10 protein-coding genes and 2 pseudogenes are annotated in these 17772 nt (G+C 69.4%); 8 read left to right on the top strand and 4 right to left on the bottom strand.

Features of this window, described 5'->3' with window-relative positions; translation table 11 throughout:
- Positions 1–67 precede the first annotated feature (67 nt).
- Complete coding sequence (locus tag ABGB12_RS00455; RefSeq protein WP_347673520.1) at positions 68–2149, top strand: molybdopterin-dependent oxidoreductase; 2082 nt, start codon at positions 68–70, stop codon at positions 2147–2149.
- A 53-nt stretch (positions 2150–2202) separates the two neighbouring features.
- Positions 2203–5313, top strand: a complete 3111-nt coding sequence (locus ABGB12_RS00450) for a BTAD domain-containing putative transcriptional regulator (RefSeq protein WP_347673518.1) — start codon at positions 2203–2205, stop codon at positions 5311–5313.
- A 6-nt stretch (positions 5314–5319) separates the two neighbouring features.
- On the opposite strand, the gene ABGB12_RS00445 is transcribed toward ABGB12_RS00450, so the two are convergent.
- From ABGB12_RS00445 to ABGB12_RS00435, 3 genes are all read right to left on the bottom strand, one after another.
- Entirely contained in the window at positions 5320–6171 is an 852-nt protein-coding gene (locus ABGB12_RS00445; protein ID WP_347673517.1) for an ABC transporter permease, read from the bottom strand.
- The gene (locus tag ABGB12_RS00440; protein ID WP_347673516.1) at positions 6168–7139 is read right to left on the bottom strand and encodes an ATP-binding cassette domain-containing protein; all 972 of its coding nucleotides are present in this window, start codon (positions 7137–7139) and stop codon (positions 6168–6170) included. Before ABGB12_RS00440 ends, ABGB12_RS00445 begins: the two co-directional genes overlap by 4 nt.
- A 133-nt stretch (positions 7140–7272) precedes the next feature.
- A complete protein-coding gene (locus tag ABGB12_RS00435) occupies positions 7273–9276 on the bottom strand; it encodes a hypothetical protein (protein WP_347673514.1) in 2004 nt (667 codons plus the stop codon).
- A 558-nt stretch (positions 9277–9834) separates the two neighbouring features.
- Here ABGB12_RS00435 and ABGB12_RS00430 point away from each other — a divergent pair.
- The 3 genes and pseudogenes from ABGB12_RS00430 to ABGB12_RS00420 all read left to right on the top strand — a co-directional run.
- Complete coding sequence (locus tag ABGB12_RS00430; protein ID WP_347673513.1) at positions 9835–10488, top strand: hypothetical protein; 654 nt, start codon at positions 9835–9837, stop codon at positions 10486–10488.
- An 8-nt stretch (positions 10489–10496) separates the two neighbouring features.
- A complete protein-coding gene (locus ABGB12_RS00425) occupies positions 10497–10715 on the top strand; it encodes a hypothetical protein (RefSeq protein WP_347673512.1) in 219 nt (72 codons plus the stop codon).
- 20 nt (positions 10716–10735) lie between these two features.
- Positions 10736–10930: pseudogene (locus ABGB12_RS00420) on the top strand (transposase family protein); the annotation flags it as partial.
- Between the two features lie 101 nt (positions 10931–11031).
- Here ABGB12_RS00420 and ABGB12_RS00415 read toward each other — a convergent pair.
- Entirely contained in the window at positions 11032–12099 is a 1068-nt protein-coding gene (locus ABGB12_RS00415; RefSeq protein ID WP_347673511.1) for a hypothetical protein, read from the bottom strand.
- 501 nt (positions 12100–12600) lie between these two features.
- On the opposite strand from ABGB12_RS00415, the gene ABGB12_RS00410 reads away from it, so the two are divergent.
- The 3 genes and pseudogenes from ABGB12_RS00410 (at position 12601) to ABGB12_RS00400 (ending at position 17736) form a co-directional block, all read left to right on the top strand.
- Positions 12601–13539 carry a hypothetical protein gene (locus ABGB12_RS00410; RefSeq protein ID WP_347673510.1) on the top strand — a complete coding sequence of 313 codons (939 nt, stop codon included), beginning with the start codon at positions 12601–12603 and terminating at the stop codon, positions 13537–13539.
- Between the two features lie 314 nt (positions 13540–13853).
- A pseudogene (locus ABGB12_RS00405) lies at positions 13854–14141 on the top strand (MarR family transcriptional regulator); the annotation flags it as partial.
- 235 nt (positions 14142–14376) lie between these two features.
- Positions 14377–17736, top strand: coding sequence for a BTAD domain-containing putative transcriptional regulator (locus ABGB12_RS00400; protein WP_347673509.1), 3360 nt, complete (start codon positions 14377–14379; stop codon positions 17734–17736).
- Positions 17737–17772 lie beyond the last annotated feature (36 nt).

Below are 17772 nucleotides of genomic sequence, written 5' to 3'. Positions count from 1 at the left end.
GAAGACAAGTCCACGGCGAGCCCTGCCGGGGTTCCGCGCAGAGAGCAGAGAAGTTAGCATCACGGCCATGGCAGACAAGCAAGTGGTCACTTACTGCAGGATCTGTGAACCGCTCTGCGGGCTGGTCGCCACAGTGCGCGACGACCGGCTGGTCCAGCTGCGTCCCGATCCCGACAACCCGCTCTCCCGGGGCTTCGCCTGCCCCAAGGGCATCGCCATGGCCGAGGTGCAGAACGACCCCGAACGGGTGCTGCACCCGCTGCGCCGCACCCCCGACGGCGAATTCGAGCGGGTGAGCTGGGACGAGGCGCTGGACGGGATCGCCGCGCGGCTCAAGGACGTCCCCCGCGATTCCATCGGCTGGTACTTCGGCAACCCGGCGACCTTCTCCTACAGCCACCCGATCTGGCTCAACGGCTTCATGGGCGCGCTCGGCTCGCCGCACGTCTACTCCGCCGGAAGCCAGGACGTCAACAACAGGTTCGCCGCCAGCGCGCTGCTGTACGGCTCGCCCCTGCTCGTCCCGATCCCCGATCTGAAGCGCACCGACCTGCTGCTCATGCTCGGCGCCAACCCGCTGGTCTCGCACGGCAGCCTCATCTCCGCCCCGCGCATCAAGGAGGAGCTCGCGGCGATCCGCGACCGCGGCGGCAGGGTGGTCGTCGTCGACCCGCGCCGCACCGAGACCGCCAAGGCGCACGAGCACCTGCCCATCCGGCCCGACACCGACGCCTGGCTGCTGCTGTCCCTGCTCCAGGTCATCTTCGCCGAACGGTTGGAGGCGCCCTTCGAAGCTCGCGGGACCGAGGCACTGAAAACCGCCGTCGCCCCGTTCACCCCGGAGCACACCGAGACGCGCACCGGAATCCCCGCGGAGGACGTCCGGACGCTGGCACGGGACCTGGCCGCCGCCCGGCACGCCGCGGTCTACGGCCGCATCGGCTCCTGCCTCGGCCGGTTCGGAACCCTGACGGCCCTGCTCATCGACGCCCTCAACCTGGTGACCGGCAACCTCGACCGGGAGGGCGGGGTCCTGTTCGGCCGCGCCCCGCTGCCGGTGGACCACCTGGCCAGGATCGGCGGCCTAGCCTCCTACGGCAGGAGCCGTTCGCGGATCGGCGGCTACCCCGACGTCCTGGGCACCTTCCCCGCCGGGGTCATGGCCCGCGAGATCACCACCCCCGGCCCCGGACGGCTCCGGGCATTGTTCGTCTCGGCCGGAAACCCCGCCAACTCGCTGCCCGGCGGGCTGCCCGCCGACCGGCTCGACCTGCTCGTCTGCATCGACCTCTATCTCAGCGACACCGCCAGGCAGGCCGACTACGTCCTGCCCGCCACCACCTTCCTGGAACGCGAGGACTTCCCGCTGGCGTTCGGCCAGCTCGACCTCACCCCGCACGCCATCTGGACCGAGGCCGTGGTCCCGCCCCGGGGCGAGGCCAGGCAGGAATGGCAGATCATCGAAGACCTCGCCCGCCGGATGGGCCTGGGCGTCGGCGCCATCGCGCCGCAGCGGCTGGCCCACCGGCTGGGCGTGCGGCCCGGCCCCCGGATGATGCTCGACGCACTGCTGCGGATCGGCCCCTACCGGCTGAGCCTGCGCAAACTGCGCAGGCACCCTCACGGCCTGGTCCTGGCCGACCACCAGAAGGCCGGGACGCTCCGCAAACGCATGCTCCACAAGGACGGACGCGTCCACGTCGCGCCACCGGAGATCCTCGCCGAGATCCGGCGGCTGACCGAGGCGGACGAGCCCGCCGACTACCCGCTGCGCCTCATCGGCCTGCGCGAACTGCGCTCGCACAACTCCTGGATGCACAACGTGCCGGGCCTGATGCGCGGCAAACGCACCCACCTGGCGCGGATCAACGACCAGGACGCCGCGGAGCGCGGTATCGCCGACGGCGACCTGTGCCGCATCACCTCCGCCCGCGGCTCGCTGGAACTGCCGGCCAAGGTCACCGACGAACTCGCGCCCGGCACCGTCGCGGTCCCGCACGGTTGGGGCCATCAGGGAGGCTGGAGCCGCGCCAACGCGGCGGGCGGCGCCAACGTCAACGACCTGGCCGACCCCGAGGACCTCGAACCCCTGGCCGGGATGGCCCGGCTGAACGGCATTCCCGTCCGGCTGGAAGCCGTATCCCGTTAGCCGGATAAAGGCGAGAACGGGGTGAACGGCCCGGCGGAGCCTAGACTCAGGCCATGCCGATCGACCTGAGCCTGCTCGACGATGTGCGGTGGCGGGGGCGGCCGGTGGTCGGCGAGAGGGCTCAGGCGCTGCTCGCCGCGCTCGCGCTCGCCGGCCGGGCCGTGAACGCGGAGCGGCTCGTCGCGGAGGTGTGGGGGGACGACGAGCCGGCCCGTCCGGCGAAGGCGCTGCAGGTCCTGGTGTCCCGGACCAGGGCGGTCGTGGGGCCGGAGACGCTGGCCACCGAAGGGGGCGGCTACCGGCTCGAGGTTCCGCCCGACCGGGTCGACGCCGGCCGGCTGCACGCTCTGGCTGGCCGGGCGCGGACGCTGCTCGTCGAGGATCCGGCCGCGGCGGTCGTGGCAGCGGAGGAAGTGCTCGCACTGGGCGCCGGGACACTGCCTCCCGAAGGCGGCGGCCCGCTGGCCGAGGTGCGGCGGCGTGCGGAACGCGACCTGGCGTCCGCACGGGTCGTGCTCGCCCGGGCCCGGAGCCGCAGCGGCGACCACGGCCCCGCCCTGCCCGAGCTCGAAGAGGCCGCGCGCGTTCACCCGGAGGACGAGGGCCTGCTCGCCGACCTCCTGCGCAGCGAGGCGGCGGTGCGCGGGACGGGTGCGGCGCTGGACCGCTTCGAACGCCACCGGTCGGACCTGCGCGACCGGATCGGCGCCGACGTCGGCCCGGAGCTGCGGCGGGTCCACCGGGAGCTGCTGGCGCTCGACAATCCTGTGCGCGCCGGCGTGCGGTTCGACGCGACCCCGCTGCTCGGCCGTGACGACGACCTCCGGCGGGTGCGGGCGCTGCTCGCCACGTCCCGGGTGGTCTCGATCCTCGGCCCGGGCGGGCTCGGCAAGACCCGGCTCGCCCATACCGTCGCCCGCGAGGCCGCGCAGCCGGTGGTGTACTTCGTCGAGCTGGTCGGCGTGACCGCGCCCGAGGATCTGATCGGCGAGGTCGGGTCGGCGCTCGGCGTCCGCGACTCGGTGACCGGGCGCCGCACGCTCACCCCTCGGCAGAGCGCCGACGTCCGAGCACGGATCGCCCAGCAGCTCGGAGTGGCCCCGGCGCTGCTGGTGCTCGACAACTGCGAGCATCTGGTGGAGGCGGTCGCCGACCTGGTCGCCTACCTGGCCGCGACCACGCGGGAGCTGCGCGTCCTCACCACGACCCGCTCACCGCTGGCGATCGCCGCCGAACGCGTCTACCCGCTGCCGCAGCTGGGGACCGGCGACGCGGTCGAGCTGTTCCGTGACCGCGCGACCGCGGCCCGGCCCGGCGTGCGCCTCGACGAGGAGGACGTGCATGCCGTCGTGTCCCGCCTGGACGGCCTGCCGCTCGCGATCGAGCTGGCCGCCGCGAAGGTGAGGGTGATGTCACCGGCCGAGATAGCCCGCCGGCTGGAGGACAGGTTCGCGCTGCTGCGCGGCGGCGACCGGAGCGCCCCCTCCCGGCACCGGACACTACTGGCGGTGATCGACTGGTCCTGGAACCTCCTCGGGGAGCGAGAGCGCCGGGCCCTGCGCCGGCTCTCGGCCTTCCCGGACGGCTTCGCCCTCGACGCGGCGGAGGCGGTGCTCGGCGGTGAGGCCCTCGGCGAGGTGGAGGAGCTCGTGGAGCAGTCCTTGCTCACCGTCGTGGAGACGGCCGATGGCGTCCGGTACCGCATGCTCGAGACGGTGCGCGAGTTCGGCCGGATGCAACTGGACTCGGCTGGCGAGGCCGCCGAGGCGCGGACCGCAGTGCGCGATTGGGCCGTCGGTCACGCAGACCGGCACGGTGCTCGGCTGTACTCGCCGGAGCAGGTCGACGCGATGGCCCGGCTGCGTTCTGAGGAGACGAATCTCGCCGACGTCCTGCGTGAGGCCCTCGCCGACTCTGATCCGGAGGCGGTGGTGGTGCTGTACTCCGCTTTGGGCGGTTACTGGTCGATCTGCGGAGACCATCCGCGCAGCGTCGTCGTCGCCCCGGCCGTCGCCGCCGTCCTGACCGGATGGACGCCTCCGCCCCGGCTCCTCGACCGGACCCGGGTGGCACTGGGCATCGCGCTGCTCAACGCCACCGCCGTCGCCTCCGACGAGGTCGGGACGCTGGCGCGGCTGCTGGCCGCGCTGGGCGCCGATTCGGAGACCCCGGCCGTCCGGGCGCTGACGACCGCGCTGCTCACGATGATGTCGGACCCGGAGAAGGGCGTCGAGGAGATCCTCGGCGACCCCGACCCCATGATCCGCGGGTTCGTACTGCACTGGCTGAGTCATGACCGGGAGAACGCCGGCGACCCGGTCGGCGCGATCGAAGCGGCCCGGGCCGCCCTCGAGCTCGTCGGGGAGGGCAACGGACCCTGGCACCGGGCGGTGCTGCACACCCAGCTGGCCGGCCTGCACTCGCACACCGGAGACTCCGCACAGGCCTCCCGGCACGCCGCCGAGGCGCTCCCGGTGCTCGAACGCCTCGGAGCGGTGGACGACGCCATCCAGATCCGCGCCGTCCTCGCCTCGGCGGCGCTCGCCGAGGGCCGTCGCGACGAGGCCGCGCGGATGATCGACGAGTTGGAGGCGCTCGCCTCTCGGAGCAGCCACGCCGAGATCCTGTCGGTCACCGCCGGCAGAGCTCAGCTGGCCCTCGTCGACGGTGACATCGCCGAGGGACTGCGGCGGCACCGCGAGGCGGTCGCGGCGCTCCGGAACCTGCGTGTCCCGGGCATGCCGGACGGCCTCACACCTTGGTCCATCGCGGGCGAGGCCGCCGCGCTCTCCGCGTTCGCGCAGTATGGAGAAGGCGACGACGGCGCGGACTTCTTCGAGTCGCTGCGGGACAAGACCTCGATCGTGTTCGGCCCGGACCATCCCTTCAAGGACTATCCGGTGGCGGGTATGGTGCTCGCCGCGCTGGGCGTCTGGGGCCTGCTGAGGGAGGCGCTGCCCGCCCAGGAGGCGGTCCGGCTGCTCGTGCTGGCCGACAGGTTCGCCTACAGCCGGTTCGTCCCGACGATGCGGTGGTCGGTGCTGTCAGCGCACGCCGAACGCCTCGCCCCCGGTGTCCTGGCCCGGATCGAGGCCGAGTACGGCGAACGGCGCGGCCCCGACCTGCTGGCCGAGGCCCGCGCCGTCCTGGAGCGGGTGCTGTGAACCGCCTCAGATCTTGCGGGAGTACGAGCGGACCGCCAGCGGGGCGAACACCGCGACGACGACCGCGCAGCCGATGACCGCCCAGCCGACCTCGGCCGTCACGGCCCCGTCGTTGAGCAGGTCGCGCACCGCCGAGACGACGTGCGACACCGGGTTGACCTTCACGAACGCCTCCAGCCAGCCGGGCAGCGTCTCCGCGGGGACGAAGGCGTTGGACAGGAAGGTGAGCGGAAACATGATCATCATCGAGATGCCCTGGACGCTCTGCGCCGAACGCGCCATCGTGCCCAGCCAGGTGAAGATCCACGCCAGCGACCAGCCCGCGATCACGGTGAGCGCGACGCCGCCGACGCAGCCGAGCACGCCGCCGCCGGGCCGGTAACCGATGAGCAGGCCGGTGAGGAGCGTCAGCACCGACGCGATGCCGTAACGGGTCAGGTCGGCGATCATCGGTCCGGCCAAGGGGGCGATTCTCGCGATCGGCAGTGATTTGAAGCGGTCGAAGACGCCCTTGTCCATGTCCTCGCGCAGCTGCACGCCCGTCGCCATGCAGACGGTCAGGGCCGTCTGGGCGAGGATGCCGGGGATCAGCACAGGCAGGTAGTTCGACACGCTGCCGGAGACCGCGCCGCCGAAGATGAACGCGAACATCGCCGTGAACAGCAGGGGCTGGATCAGGACGTCGAAGAACTGCTCGGGCTTGCGGCGCATCTTCTTCAGGGCCCGCCACGCCATCGCCAGGACCTGGACCCGGGTCTCCTTGAGCGAGCTGCGGGGTGTCGTGCGGGCGACCACGGCGGCCGGGTCGACGCGCCGGGGGCCGAGAACGGTCGGGGTCACGGTGCTCATGGTGCTCATCGGGCCGCCTCCATCTGTGTCTCGTCGTCGGCGCCGTGGCCGGTCAGCGCCAGGAAGACCTCGTCCAGCGTCGGTTTGGCGACGCTCACCGAGGAGATGCCGAGACCCGCGTCGCGCAGGCCGATCAGGACGTCCGCGGCCCGGTCGGGGTCGGGGAGGGGTACGTTCATGCGCCCTGATTCCGGGGTCAGGACCGGCTCCTCACCGAGGAGCCGGCGGACGACGTTCGCGGCCAGCGCGGCGTCGGAGCCGTCCGCGAGCTTCAATTGCAGGGTTGAGTCGCCGACCTGGGTCTTCAGGGCGTCGGGGGTGTCCTCGGCGACCTTCCGCCCCTGGTCGATGACGGCCACCCGGTCGGCCAGCTGGTCTGCTTCGTCCAGGTACTGGGTGGTGAGGAGGATCGTCGAGCCGTCGGTGACCAGTTCGCGGATCGTGTCCCACATCTGGCCCCGGGTCCTCGGGTCGAGCCCGGTGGTCGGCTCGTCCAGGAAGATCAGTGGCGGACGGGTGATCAGGCTCGACGCCAGATCCAGCCGCCGGCGCATCCCTCCGCTGAACTGCGACAGGGGCCGGTCGGCCGCCTCCTGAAGGCCGAAACGTTCGAGCAGGTCGTCGGCGATGGCCTTCGCCCGTCTGCCGCTCAGGCCCTGGAGGCGGGCGAACAGCCACAGGTTCTCCCGTGCGGTCAGATCCTCGTCCACCGAGGCGTACTGCCCGGTGACACCCACCAACTGCCGGATCCGGTGGGGTTCCCGCCGAACGTCGACCCCGAAGATCTCCGCGTGCCCGCCGTCGATCGGCAGCAAGGTGGCGAGCATGCGGAGCGTCGTGGTCTTGCCTGCCCCATTAGGCCCCAGAACCCCGAAGATCTCGCCCTGCCGCACCTGGAGGTCGATCCCGTCCACGGCCCGGAAGCTCCCGAAGTCCTTGACCAGCCCGTCCGCCCGGACGGCACTGAGATCCGCCATGACGCGCCCCCTCTCCTCGCCGGGCACCTCCCGGCATCTGAAAAGAGCTTCCGCGTCCCCGGCTTCACCACGGCTTCAAGCCGGTTTCACCCCGGCCCGTCGGCGCCACGCCCACTCGGCGTGCCCGCCGTGGTCAGAGCCAGCCGTCCGAAGACCGGTCCGCAGGCCACACTGCCAGTTGCCACTGCGACCACCAGACCAGATCCGTGGGCTGCGGCTTTGACGGGCTGGGCGGAAAATCTCGGGCCTGCACCTCGTCAAGAAAGCGTTGGAACTTCACACACTGGCCGCTGCGCTTCAGGTGGATGAGGTCGGGATCCTTTTCCAGCCATTCAGAGGGGTAAGGCAGATTGCAGAGGGGATCGTATACGGCGTGTTCCAGAAGGTGAATGACGGTTTCGGCCTGCTTTTCGCTGATGATTCCGCCCTTCTCTGGTATCGCGAACAGGCAGGCCGTATTGTAGACCAGTTGCCACTTCGGTCCCGAAGCCGGGTACGATTCGGTGAAATCATGGTTTCTGCCGATCATCGGCAGCCGGGAGGCCAGGCGTGCGAACTCCTGGAAGAACCGTCCGTCCAGCCAGGGACCGCCCGGTCTCTTGAGCAGATCCCCGGGAATGACGATTCCGGTTTTCTTGACGAACTTCGCTGCCTTCCTCCTCCTCTTCCGCACCTCCCTGACCAGTACTTCTCCGTCGTCGGAGAGCTGGAACCTGCGCATTTCCGCTAGGTAACGTCCGACTTTCGCCATGTACCGCATGTCCCTGCGGGACCTGCGGTCGGTCAAGTAGGAGAGATTCCACATCCTCCTCTTTCGGAAGAAGACGGACTGGGAGAGGAGTGCGGGCAGGCTCAGATGCCCATAGAATTCCTTGAATTCATTAACCGATATATCGAGCAGGGCTTTGCGAATTTTCTCCGGGTTCCCTTCGCCGCCTTCTCTGGTCATCTCCTTGAAGACTTCCAGACTCCTGACGGGGGCACTTACTTCGGATCTCTCTATGAGCCTGGTGATCTCCTTGCGCAGCTGACTTCTTTTCATTTTTCGGGGCTCCCCCACTGGGGAGAAAATTTCGTCCTCCGCGTCTTTCCACTGGCGTCCGAACGTATCTTCTGCGGCGAGCATGGACAGGGATGAGGCCAACCGAAAACGCGCTCTCTTGAAGTCCGGATGGAACACCCTGTTGATGAGATTGAGGCGGATCGACTCAAGATGTTCTCCGTCCATGTCATGGAGGAGGGCCAGTTCATGACGTACCAGACCCGCACTGGGGCTGCTCATGACGGGAGTGGAGAGGATCTCCTTGCGTCGCTCCCGCTGTTTTATCTGCTCTTCCCTCCCGCCTTTGTCAGAACATACTCTCTTGGATTCAAGATAAGCGTTCAGATCCTCACCATCGATGGATCCGCTCATCCATCCCGGCATCGCCCTGTCCTGTAGGAAGACATACCGGCCGATGAAGGCAGCGGCTTTCCGGGCTACGTCCTCCGGTTTTTCTGCGGCCATGGTCTTGACCACCACGCTCTGTTCCGTCTTTTTGTCACAGAGATCGATGGTGAACAAACGGCCCGAGCCGGATCCCGTATTTTCCACCCGGAGCCGCACGCCAAATGATCGGGGCTTCGGCTCGATCGACTTGATGAGCCTCATGAACGCGCCGAAAACCCTGCCCCGATCAGACTGGAAAGACTCCGCTACAGAAGCGATGTTCTCCACCGTAGAACTACCGGGAATGAGCGGGGGCTTCTTGAGCTCGACCGCCGCGAGCATGAATTTCAGTTCATCCTTGACCTCTTTGCTCCCCTCGCCCGAAACTTCAATTTTCTGCACATCGACGGTCGGAGAAGAACGACGTGCAGAAACGGTGTCCAAATAGATCATGAAGGCCACCACCAGTGCGATGGCCGTGACCTCCCCCGCCAGGTCGGTTTTAGGGGTCGGCGACACCCCGAAAGCTGCGAAAAAAGGAGAAAAGAAGTCTCTCACGAGATGCGAGACCCCTTTGAAGAAAGCGGTGGCAAAACGCTCCGGTCCGGGAACACTATGGGCTCCGTAGATCGTGATGCCCACCAATGCCAGGACAATGAGGGAGGCCTCGACGCCACGCAAGGTCTTCTGGGTAAAATTGCGTGCCACCCACAACAAAAAAAGTGCAAGAGTAATAATGAATACATACTGAAGTATTATGTGAGTCATCATCTCGGCCTCGGTTGGGTGTGGCCTGAGGATCTATAATGGGCTCGTCGCTGCTATTTTATTCAGGAAGTCGCCATCCTCAAATATGTAAACAGGAAGGTCTTGGATACGTTGAGGCCGTAGTGGGACGCCTCGGTTGAGTGATGGCCGCCCTGTCGGCTCCCGTGGCTCTGCAGACCTTTGAGCGCCTCCATCCGTCTGCGCGCCCATACGTGCGAGGCGGGGGTTGCGTCCACGGAGGTGGTGTATGGGTTTCCCCGGGGCAAGAGTGTCGTCGTGACGTGAGACGGCCACCGCGTGATTCTTCGAATCGACCAAGATCTCGAAGAAAGGGAACGCGATGGCCGTGCATGACAGTGTGGACCCCGGGACGTGGCTGGCTGAGCAGATCGGGGCGTGTGAGCGGTCCGGACGGACCTGGCGGGGAAGCACGCGCTGGGGCTGGAGCTGGGTGACCCGGGGTTCGGCGCGAGTGTGCTTTGCGAGTTCCGGTCCCGGGTGATCGCGCGTGGCCTGGAGGAGCGGGTCCTGGACCTGCTGCTGGATGCGCTGAAGGACAAAGGGCTGGTGAAGGCGGGCGGCAAGCAGCGCACCGATGCCACGCATGTGGTCTCGGCGGTGCGGGACCTGAACCGGGTGGAGCTGGCCGGTGAATGCGTGCGTGCCGCGCTGGAAGCACTCGCGTCCGCGGCGCCCGGCTGGGTGGAGCAGGTGCTGGAGGTGCCGGGCTGGGCCGAGCGGTATCGCGCTCGTATCGACTCGTGGCGGCTGCCGGCCTCCAAGGCCAAGCAGGAGCAGCTCGCGCGTGCTTACGGCGCTGACGGGTATGCGCTATGCGCGGCGGTCTACGCGCCGTTCTCCCCCGCCTGGCTGCGGGAGCCGCCCGCGGTGCAGGCGTTGCGGGTGATGTTGATCCAGAACTTCGTCCGGGCCGTCGATGCCCGCGGGCGCCAGGTGGTGCAGCGGAGGCGGCCACTGAGCGAGGGCGGAGCGGGGCTGCCGCCCGGCAGGCACCGGCTGGCCTCTCCCTACGACCCCGACACCCGCTGGTCGGTCAAGGCCGACGTGTTCTGGAACGGCTACAAGGTCCACGTCAGCGAAACCTGCGGCCCGAGCGGGGGCACGGCAGGGCGAGCGCGCCGCCGAATCTGATCACGAACGTGGCGACCACGGATGCGACCGCCGTGGACAGGGCCATGACGACCTTCATCCATTCCTCGCCCCAGGCCCGCGCAGCCACCGGCTACGACCGGGCCGCGTTCACCATCGGCTGGACCGCCCGGCAGGCCATCTGCCCTCAAGGACAGACCAGCAGCTCCTGGACCCGCACCCAGGCCCAGCAACAAGCCCTCGACGCCGCCCGCACCCTCGCCGCCTGAACCGAGTTAGCCAGCAGGGTCAAGGCCGCAACAAACCCGAGCCCCAGAAGCAGGCGAACCGCTCGCACGCCCAGCTCCGCGGCCCCGGAGAGCGCGCGAACGCCCAGCTCAAGCAGTGGAAGATCCTGGCCAAGCCACGCTGCTGCCCCCATCGCGCCGGTCATCTCGCCAAAGCCATCAGCGTCCTGCAGAACCGCGAAGCCGTCGCGTGGTGAAAACGTTCAGTCTCTTTTGTGGTGCCAGTCCCACCGGTCACCGGCCGCATCTGCTTTCAAGGCCTCTGAAACAGAGCCTCCACGAGCCGGGGTGGTGGGGGTCAGGAGTTGGTGAAGGTCTTGGCGGGGTTGGAGCCGTAGGTCCAGGCGAGGTCGGTGCCGGGGACGCTGATGAGGCTGCCGGGGGAGATTCCGGGGGCCGGTTCGGGTTCTGTGACCCAGTCGGCGCCGGTGAAGCGGAGGGTCCCTGCGGCCTTCGGGGACATCGCGATGTAGCCGCTGGCGAACAGGGCGCCCTGGCCGTCAACGTGCAGGCGATTCAGCTGGGTGGGGAAGGACGGGGAATGTTCGGTGAAGGCGTTGTCGGTCCAACGGTAGATGCGTGAGGCGGCCTCTTGGGGGCGCTCCTGGAGGGCCCACACTTCGCCGGGGCCGGTGACGGCGATGCCGTCGCCGGAGTAGACGTCCCACTCGCCGGTCATGGGGAGGTCGGCGACCTTGGTCCAGGAGGTGCCGTCCCAGCGCACCAGGAAGTATTCGCGGCTCTGGCCCGTGCCGACGCCCAGGCCCCAGGCCTCGTTCGCGCTGATGGCGTGGATATCGCCGGAGATGCCCCTGATGCCGGTGGGCATCGGCGTGACCGTCCAGCCCGAGCCGTTCCAGCGGTACTGGGAGGACTTCTTGAGCCAGACACCCGCGGGGTTGACCGACAGGGACACCGTGCGCTCGGACGGCAGCGGCACCTTCTGGAAGGCGGTGCCGTCGAAGCGGGCGAGGTACTCGGGGTAACTGAGCTGGACGTGGCTGTGCACCCACACCTCGCCGCCCGACGCGCCGACGTCGTCGATCGGCCCGACATTCGAGGGAAGGTCGCGCAGCGGGTATTCCAGCCACTGCCCGCCGTCCCACCGCCGGACCACGGGATTGCCCGGACTGGAGAGCACACAGCTGTAGGGCGTCCAGCCGGGGATGCAGAACTTGCCCTGCCCGCCGCCGATCCAGACGCTGTCAGGAGCTGCTGCGGCGAGCTCGTTGATGAAATTCGAGGGCCACAGCGGGGGCAGCGGAACCTCGTGCCACTCGCCGGCCGCCTGCGCGGGTGTCGCGGGAAGGAGCAGCGCCACCGAACCGGCTCCGGCCAGAAGAACCTTCACGAAGAGCTTTCTCATACGCGAACGATGCACCAGAAACCATTGATCGTCCATTGACAGTATTTGCAAAATGTATAATTCGCACCCACCAATAAAGTGTCGTCCGGATTTTTGCCGAAGATTACAAGACGGCCCGAACTCAGCAGTTCATGGCACTGGCCGGGATGAGCGGGAGACCGTCGGGCACACGGTTTCGGAGAGTGGCGCCGTGCGGCTGGTTCCGCTCGTACCAGAGCTTCGGGAAGAGGGACGGGGTGCTGGAGTTGATGACGGCGTGAATGCGCTCTGTCATTGAGGCGACTGCCACGCACTTTACCCAAAGTGATGAATGGTCACTCGTAGCGATATTGCTGGAGTGGCTTTGCCGGCGAGAACGGGACCTGGCACAGAGGCCGTGAAGGCGTGACGGAGTGTGAGTTCAGTAGGGCGAGCAGGATCTTCTTGTGGAGCAGGGCAAGTTCGCGAGAAGGACGCCATACGGGCTGTTTATGGCGGTCACCATGCCTTACCTTCCCTCGTATGGATCTTGAAGCTCTGCCGCTGCGGGAAGTCCGGCACGGAAAATTCGGTGTCAACGAGGTCGATGGCCGGGGCGGGTGCCTGGGCTACGTCTTCGGTGGCGAGCCGCGGTTCGGTGATCTGGCGCGGGTGCTGCGCGACGGTGTGATCGTCGCAGACGATCTGCGCGTTGGCTACATCGTGCCGGAAGGTCCGGGCGGCAAGGCCCTGTCGCGGGCGAGCAAGAAAGAGTCCTTCCACTTCGGACTCGGCTTCCCGGGACTGCGGCCAGGGGACGTCGTCGAGTGCTACGAGCGCGACCTGCGCGAGTTCCGGCCGGGTGCGCCCGCGACGACGCCGATCACACACGACTACCGCACCGAGGTGGAGCTGGGACGGGCCTGGGTGGAACGCCCGTACCTCTTCGAGCGGATCGACGGGCGCGGCGGCGTCGTGCAGCCGGCGGGCGGCGTGCTTTCGGCGGGCGACCGCGTGCGGGTGGTACGCGGTGGGCAGATCGTCGCGGACGTACTGCGGATCGTCCTCCTTCATGGCGCGTCGGGCGCCGAAGTCCCCTCGATCCAGGGGCCTGGCCTGCTCTACGTCGCGTTCGACGGGCTGGAGGCGGGCGATCTGATCGTCGCCTACCGGGTGCCCGAACCGCGATACCGGGAGCAGCGGCTCGGTGAGCTCGGCATCGATCAGGTGCGCCTTGCCGGTCACGGCGCTGTCGCGGTGTCGGGGCCTCTCTTCACCGGACCGGTGCGCGCCGACACCCGCGCCCGTCTCGTCTCCGGCGACGAGGTCGTCGCCGACGGGCTCCCCGTCCTGGCCCTGCTGCGCGACGGCCGTCAGGTCTCCGAGATCGATGACGAGGATTCCCCCTTCGAGATCGTCGTCGACCGGCCGTCGTTGCCCGAGGGCATCGTCCTGGAGACCTACAGCCACGTCCCATCCTGATCCGGAGCGCTCCGGCTGGGCGGCTATGAAGATGAGAACCGGATCTGGCACAAAGCCCGGCCGCCGGTGGCCAAAGTCCGGCCATCCGGACTGAACCCCACCGAAAACACACTGTTGGTGTGTCCGGCGACGGAATGTCACTACTTCACGGACTTTGTGCCAGATCCCGAGACCGGGAGCCATGAGGCGAGGCGGGTGTTCTGCGGTGCGAAGCACCTCAGGGACCACTACTCCCACTCAGCCCTCGCGAGTAGCCGCCCAGCGGCGCCACCCGGCCGTATGGTTCCCGTCCTGCTCTGGCGTAGGTATCCGCGATGTCGACCAAGCGCGGATTCCCCTTAGCCTGCGCGGCCGTGTACAGCACACCGATGGTGGTCGCCGTGGCCTGCGCGGCCCGGTTGCGCGCGGCATCGGCGCACGTCGGGGAGTTGGTGCTGCATGCCCTGGACGGCGCACGGCCGGTACGCGACCAGAGCGCCCTGGCGCAGAGCATCGGCGCCGACAAGACGCGGATCATCGGCGTGCTGGACGATCTGCAGGAGCGGGGCCTGATCAGCCGCCGCCCCGATCCGGCCGACCGGAGGGCGCATCTGCTGTCGATCACACCGCACGGGCTGCGGCTGCGCGAGGCGGTCCGGGCCGGGGTCCGTGAGCGGGAGGAGCGGTTGCTGACGCGCGTTCCCCCTGAGGACCGGCGGGCGTTCCCGCGGGTGCTGCGCACTCTGCACGCACTGCCGAAAGACGAGATCACCGGCGAAGCCCGACCGACCGGGACTCCGCCGGTCGTGCGGCCATGGCCAGGTGGACGGTGCGAGGACCGCTCTCTACGATCGGCGTGTGCGGCTGAACCTTCTCGGGCCTGTGGAACTGCTCGTGGCCGGGCGGCCCACATCGGTGGGACCGCCCAAGCAGCGCGCGCTGCTCGCCCTGCTGGCCGTCAACGCCGACCGGGTGGTGCCGGCCGACGTGCTCGCCGACCGGCTGTGGGCCGGCGCCCCGCCGGCCTCCGCGTGGAACAGCCTGCACGCCTATGTGTCCAGGCTCCGCAGATGCCTGGAGCCTGACCGAAAGACCGGTGCGGCCGCCTCAGTGCTCATCAGTGCCGCGGGCGGCTATGGGCTCATGACCGACCGGCTCGACTTCGACGTCCGCGAGTTCGGCGCACTGGTCTCCTCCGGGCTGGCCCACCTCGACGGCGGCCGCCACCAGGAGGCGGTCGAGAGTCTGGCCCCGGCGCTCGCGCTCTGGCGCGGCGACCCCTACACCGACGTCCGTTCCGAGGAATGGGCGCAGCCCGAGATCGGTCGGCTCGGGCAGCTTCGCCTCGACGCGGTCGAGGCCTTGGCGGGCGCGCTGCTCGAACTCGGCCGTCACCCCGACGTGGTGGCGCTGCTCGACCCGTTCGTCCGTGACCACCCCTTGCGGGAACGGGCCTGGGAACTGCTGGTCTTGGCGCACTACCGGTCGGGGCGGCAGGCCGCCGCCCTGCAGTGTCTGCGCACGGTACGCGAGCTCCTGGCCACCGAGTTGGGCATCGACCCCGGGCCGCGGCTGTCCGGCCTCGAGACCGCGGTGCTCCGCCAGGACGCCGGTCTGCTGCCCGCCGCCTCCGTTCCCGAACCGCCGCCGTACGACCCGTTCGCCGGGTCCGTACGGCAGGAGACCGGGCGAACGGCGAAAGGACCGTTCGTCGGCAGGGAGGAGGCCCTGCGCGTGCTAGCCGACGCCGCGGCGTCGGCGAACGGACGGATCGTCCTGGTCGACGGCGAGGCCGGCGTCGGCAAGACCAGCCTGCTCAGACGGTTCTGCTCGGCCGCGAAGATCGCGGTGGCATGGGGCGTGAGCCCCGATCACGAGACCGCCCCGCCCCTGTGGCCATGGGAGCAGGTGCTCCGAGATCTCGTCACCGCCGCGTCTCTCCCCGTCGCGGGCGAGATCGCCGCCTTCTTGTCCGGTGGGCTCGGGGCGGTGCCCTCCTACGACGCGCAGGGCGCCAGGCTCCGGTTCTTCGAGGCGGTCCGGGCCTTTCTCGCCGAGGCCGGGCCGGTGATCGTGGTGCTCGACGACCTGCACTCCGCCGACGACGCGACCCTGCGATTGTTCGTCCATGTGGCGTCCGCTCTCCCGCCCGGCATGCTGCTGCTCGGCAGCTTCCGCAGGCACGAGGCGTCCGCGCTGACCGGGACCCTGTCGTCGCTGTCGCGGCTGGGAGCGCGGCGGTTGAGCCTCGAAGGGCTCGGCACCGACGAGACCCGCCGGCTGATCCTGGCGGTCACCGGCCGCGATCCGGGCGGCGAGCGGGCCGAAGAACTCCGGGCGCGGACGGCGGGCAATCCGTTCTTCCTCACCGAGGTCGCCCGGTCGGGGGAGGAGGCGCCGCAGAACGTCCTCGACGTCGTGCTGCACCGCGTCGCGGGGCTCGGCGAGCCGACGGGCGGTCTGCTCGAGGTGGCGGCCATCATGGGCGGCGCGTTCGAGGCGGGGATCGTCGCCGAGGTCACCGGCCGTGACGTCGGTGACCTGTTGCCTTCACTCGACGCGGCCGCCGCGGCCGGGCTGATCCGGGAGTCCGCGTCCGGCCTCGGCCGCTACGAGTTCGCGCACGCGCTGGTCACCGACGCTCTGCTGTCGCGGCGGTCACGGCTGTGGCGGGCCCGGACCCACGGAATGGTCGCCCGCGCACTGACCCGCGCGGACGGAGAGCGCGAGGAGCGATACGGCGTCATCGCCGGGCACTGGCTGGCGGCGGCCGAACTGGGCGCCGAGCCGGCCCGGATGGCGATGGACTACGCCGCCCGGACGGCGCGGGCCGCTTTGCGCCGGCACGCCCTCGATGACGCCGTCGTGTCATGGCAGGAGGCCTTGGCGGCGTCCGTCCTGGCCGGGGCGGACCCGGCCGAGCGGTTCGAACTCGCCGTCGGTCTCGCCGAGAGCAGGTACGCCGCCGGACGGCTCGACGACGGATACGAGGCGGTCGAGCAGGCCCTGGAACTTGCGGGCGACGACCCCGATCGGGCGGTCAGGGCCGCCGACATCGCGATGGCGCACGGGATCTGGCTGCCGTTCCGCCATGGCCGGGATCCGGTCAGGCTGCGCGAGGCGATGACCGCGGCGGTGCGGTCGGTCCCGGAGGGCTCGCCGGCCTGGACGCTGGCTCTGGCGTGCCGATCGGTCGCCCTGGCCCAGACAGGGGGCGCGGCCCGGCTCGACGCGGCGACGGCGGAGGCGGTCGCGGCCGCCGAACGGCTCGCCCTGGTCTCGGGAGACGGCGCGCGAACCGGCCCGGACGTCGACGATGGAAGCGAGCACCGAAGCACGAGCGCCATCGGCCGCCCCGACGGCGAACTGCTGTCGCGGGTCCTGCATCTGAGGCTGATCGCGCTGACCGGGCAGGACTTCGCGGAGCAGCGCGCCGACACGGCACGGCGCCTCCTGGCGCATCCGGGTCTGTCACCGCAGCTCGGCGTGATCGCCCGGATCCATCTGGCCTCGCATCTGGTCGAGCACGGCCGGATGCCGCAGGCACGCGCGCTGCTCGACGAGACCGATGCGCTCCTGGACGAGCTGCACAATCCGACTCTGACGTGCCAGCTGGCGATCATGCATACCGGCCTGGATCTCTTTCAGCGCCGGCCCGAGCCGTTCCGGCACATGGAACGGGTGGAGCGGATGCTCTCGACGGGGGACCGGGGCTATTTCGAGGTCGCCATGAGCAGCCAGCTGCTGCACTCGCTTCTCGAGGAGGACCGGCTCGGCGACGAGCTCCCGCTGGTACGGGAGGCCTACGAGCGGACCGGGGCGACCGGGGTCGGCCACGCCCTGGCCTACGGGCTGGCGCGGCGAGGCGAGCACGACCGGGCCCGCACGCTGCTGCGCGGCCTCGGGCTGCCGCCGCGCGACTACACCTGGAGCTCGACGGCGATGTGCCGGCTGCACGTCGCCATCCTGCTGGCCGAGACCGAGATCATCCGGGAAGTCCACGATCTCTTCCTGCCCTTCGCCGGCCGGTTGCTGGTCAGCGGGGCCTGCACCAACGTGGCCGGAGCCTATGACGGCCACCTCGGTGAGGCGCTCTTGGCGCTCGGCGACCGTGCGGGCGCCCGGGCTCGGCTGGAGAGCGCTGTGAGCCTGCTCGACCGCAGCGGTGGAACGTACTGGGCGGCAAGGGCACGGCAAGCACTCGACAAGGCGACGTAAGGAGGCGCGCCGCAGGCTGTTCCCCACAAGGAAGGA

The organism is Actinocorallia sp. B10E7 (assembly GCF_039871655.1).
In the GTDB taxonomy this organism is placed as follows: Bacteria; Actinomycetota; Actinomycetes; order Streptosporangiales; family Streptosporangiaceae; genus Actinocorallia.
Note: the sequence above shows the minus strand (reverse complement) of the source record. Positions and strands in the feature narration are given on the sequence as shown.

Coding starts and splice junctions, on each gene's coding strand:
- ABGB12_RS00440 (WP_347673516.1), bottom strand. CDS start 7,139: ATGGCGGATCTCAGTGCCGTCCGGGCGGACGGGCTGGTCAAGGACTTC.
- ABGB12_RS00450 (WP_347673518.1), top strand. CDS start 2,203: ATGCCGATCGACCTGAGCCTGCTCGACGATGTGCGGTGGCGGGGGCGG.
- ABGB12_RS00415 (WP_347673511.1), bottom strand. CDS start 12,099: ATGAGAAAGCTCTTCGTGAAGGTTCTTCTGGCCGGAGCCGGTTCGGTG.
- ABGB12_RS00410 (WP_347673510.1), top strand. CDS start 12,601: ATGGATCTTGAAGCTCTGCCGCTGCGGGAAGTCCGGCACGGAAAATTC.
- ABGB12_RS00445 (WP_347673517.1), bottom strand. CDS start 6,171: ATGAGCACCATGAGCACCGTGACCCCGACCGTTCTCGGCCCCCGGCGC.
- ABGB12_RS00455 (WP_347673520.1), top strand. CDS start 68: ATGGCAGACAAGCAAGTGGTCACTTACTGCAGGATCTGTGAACCGCTC.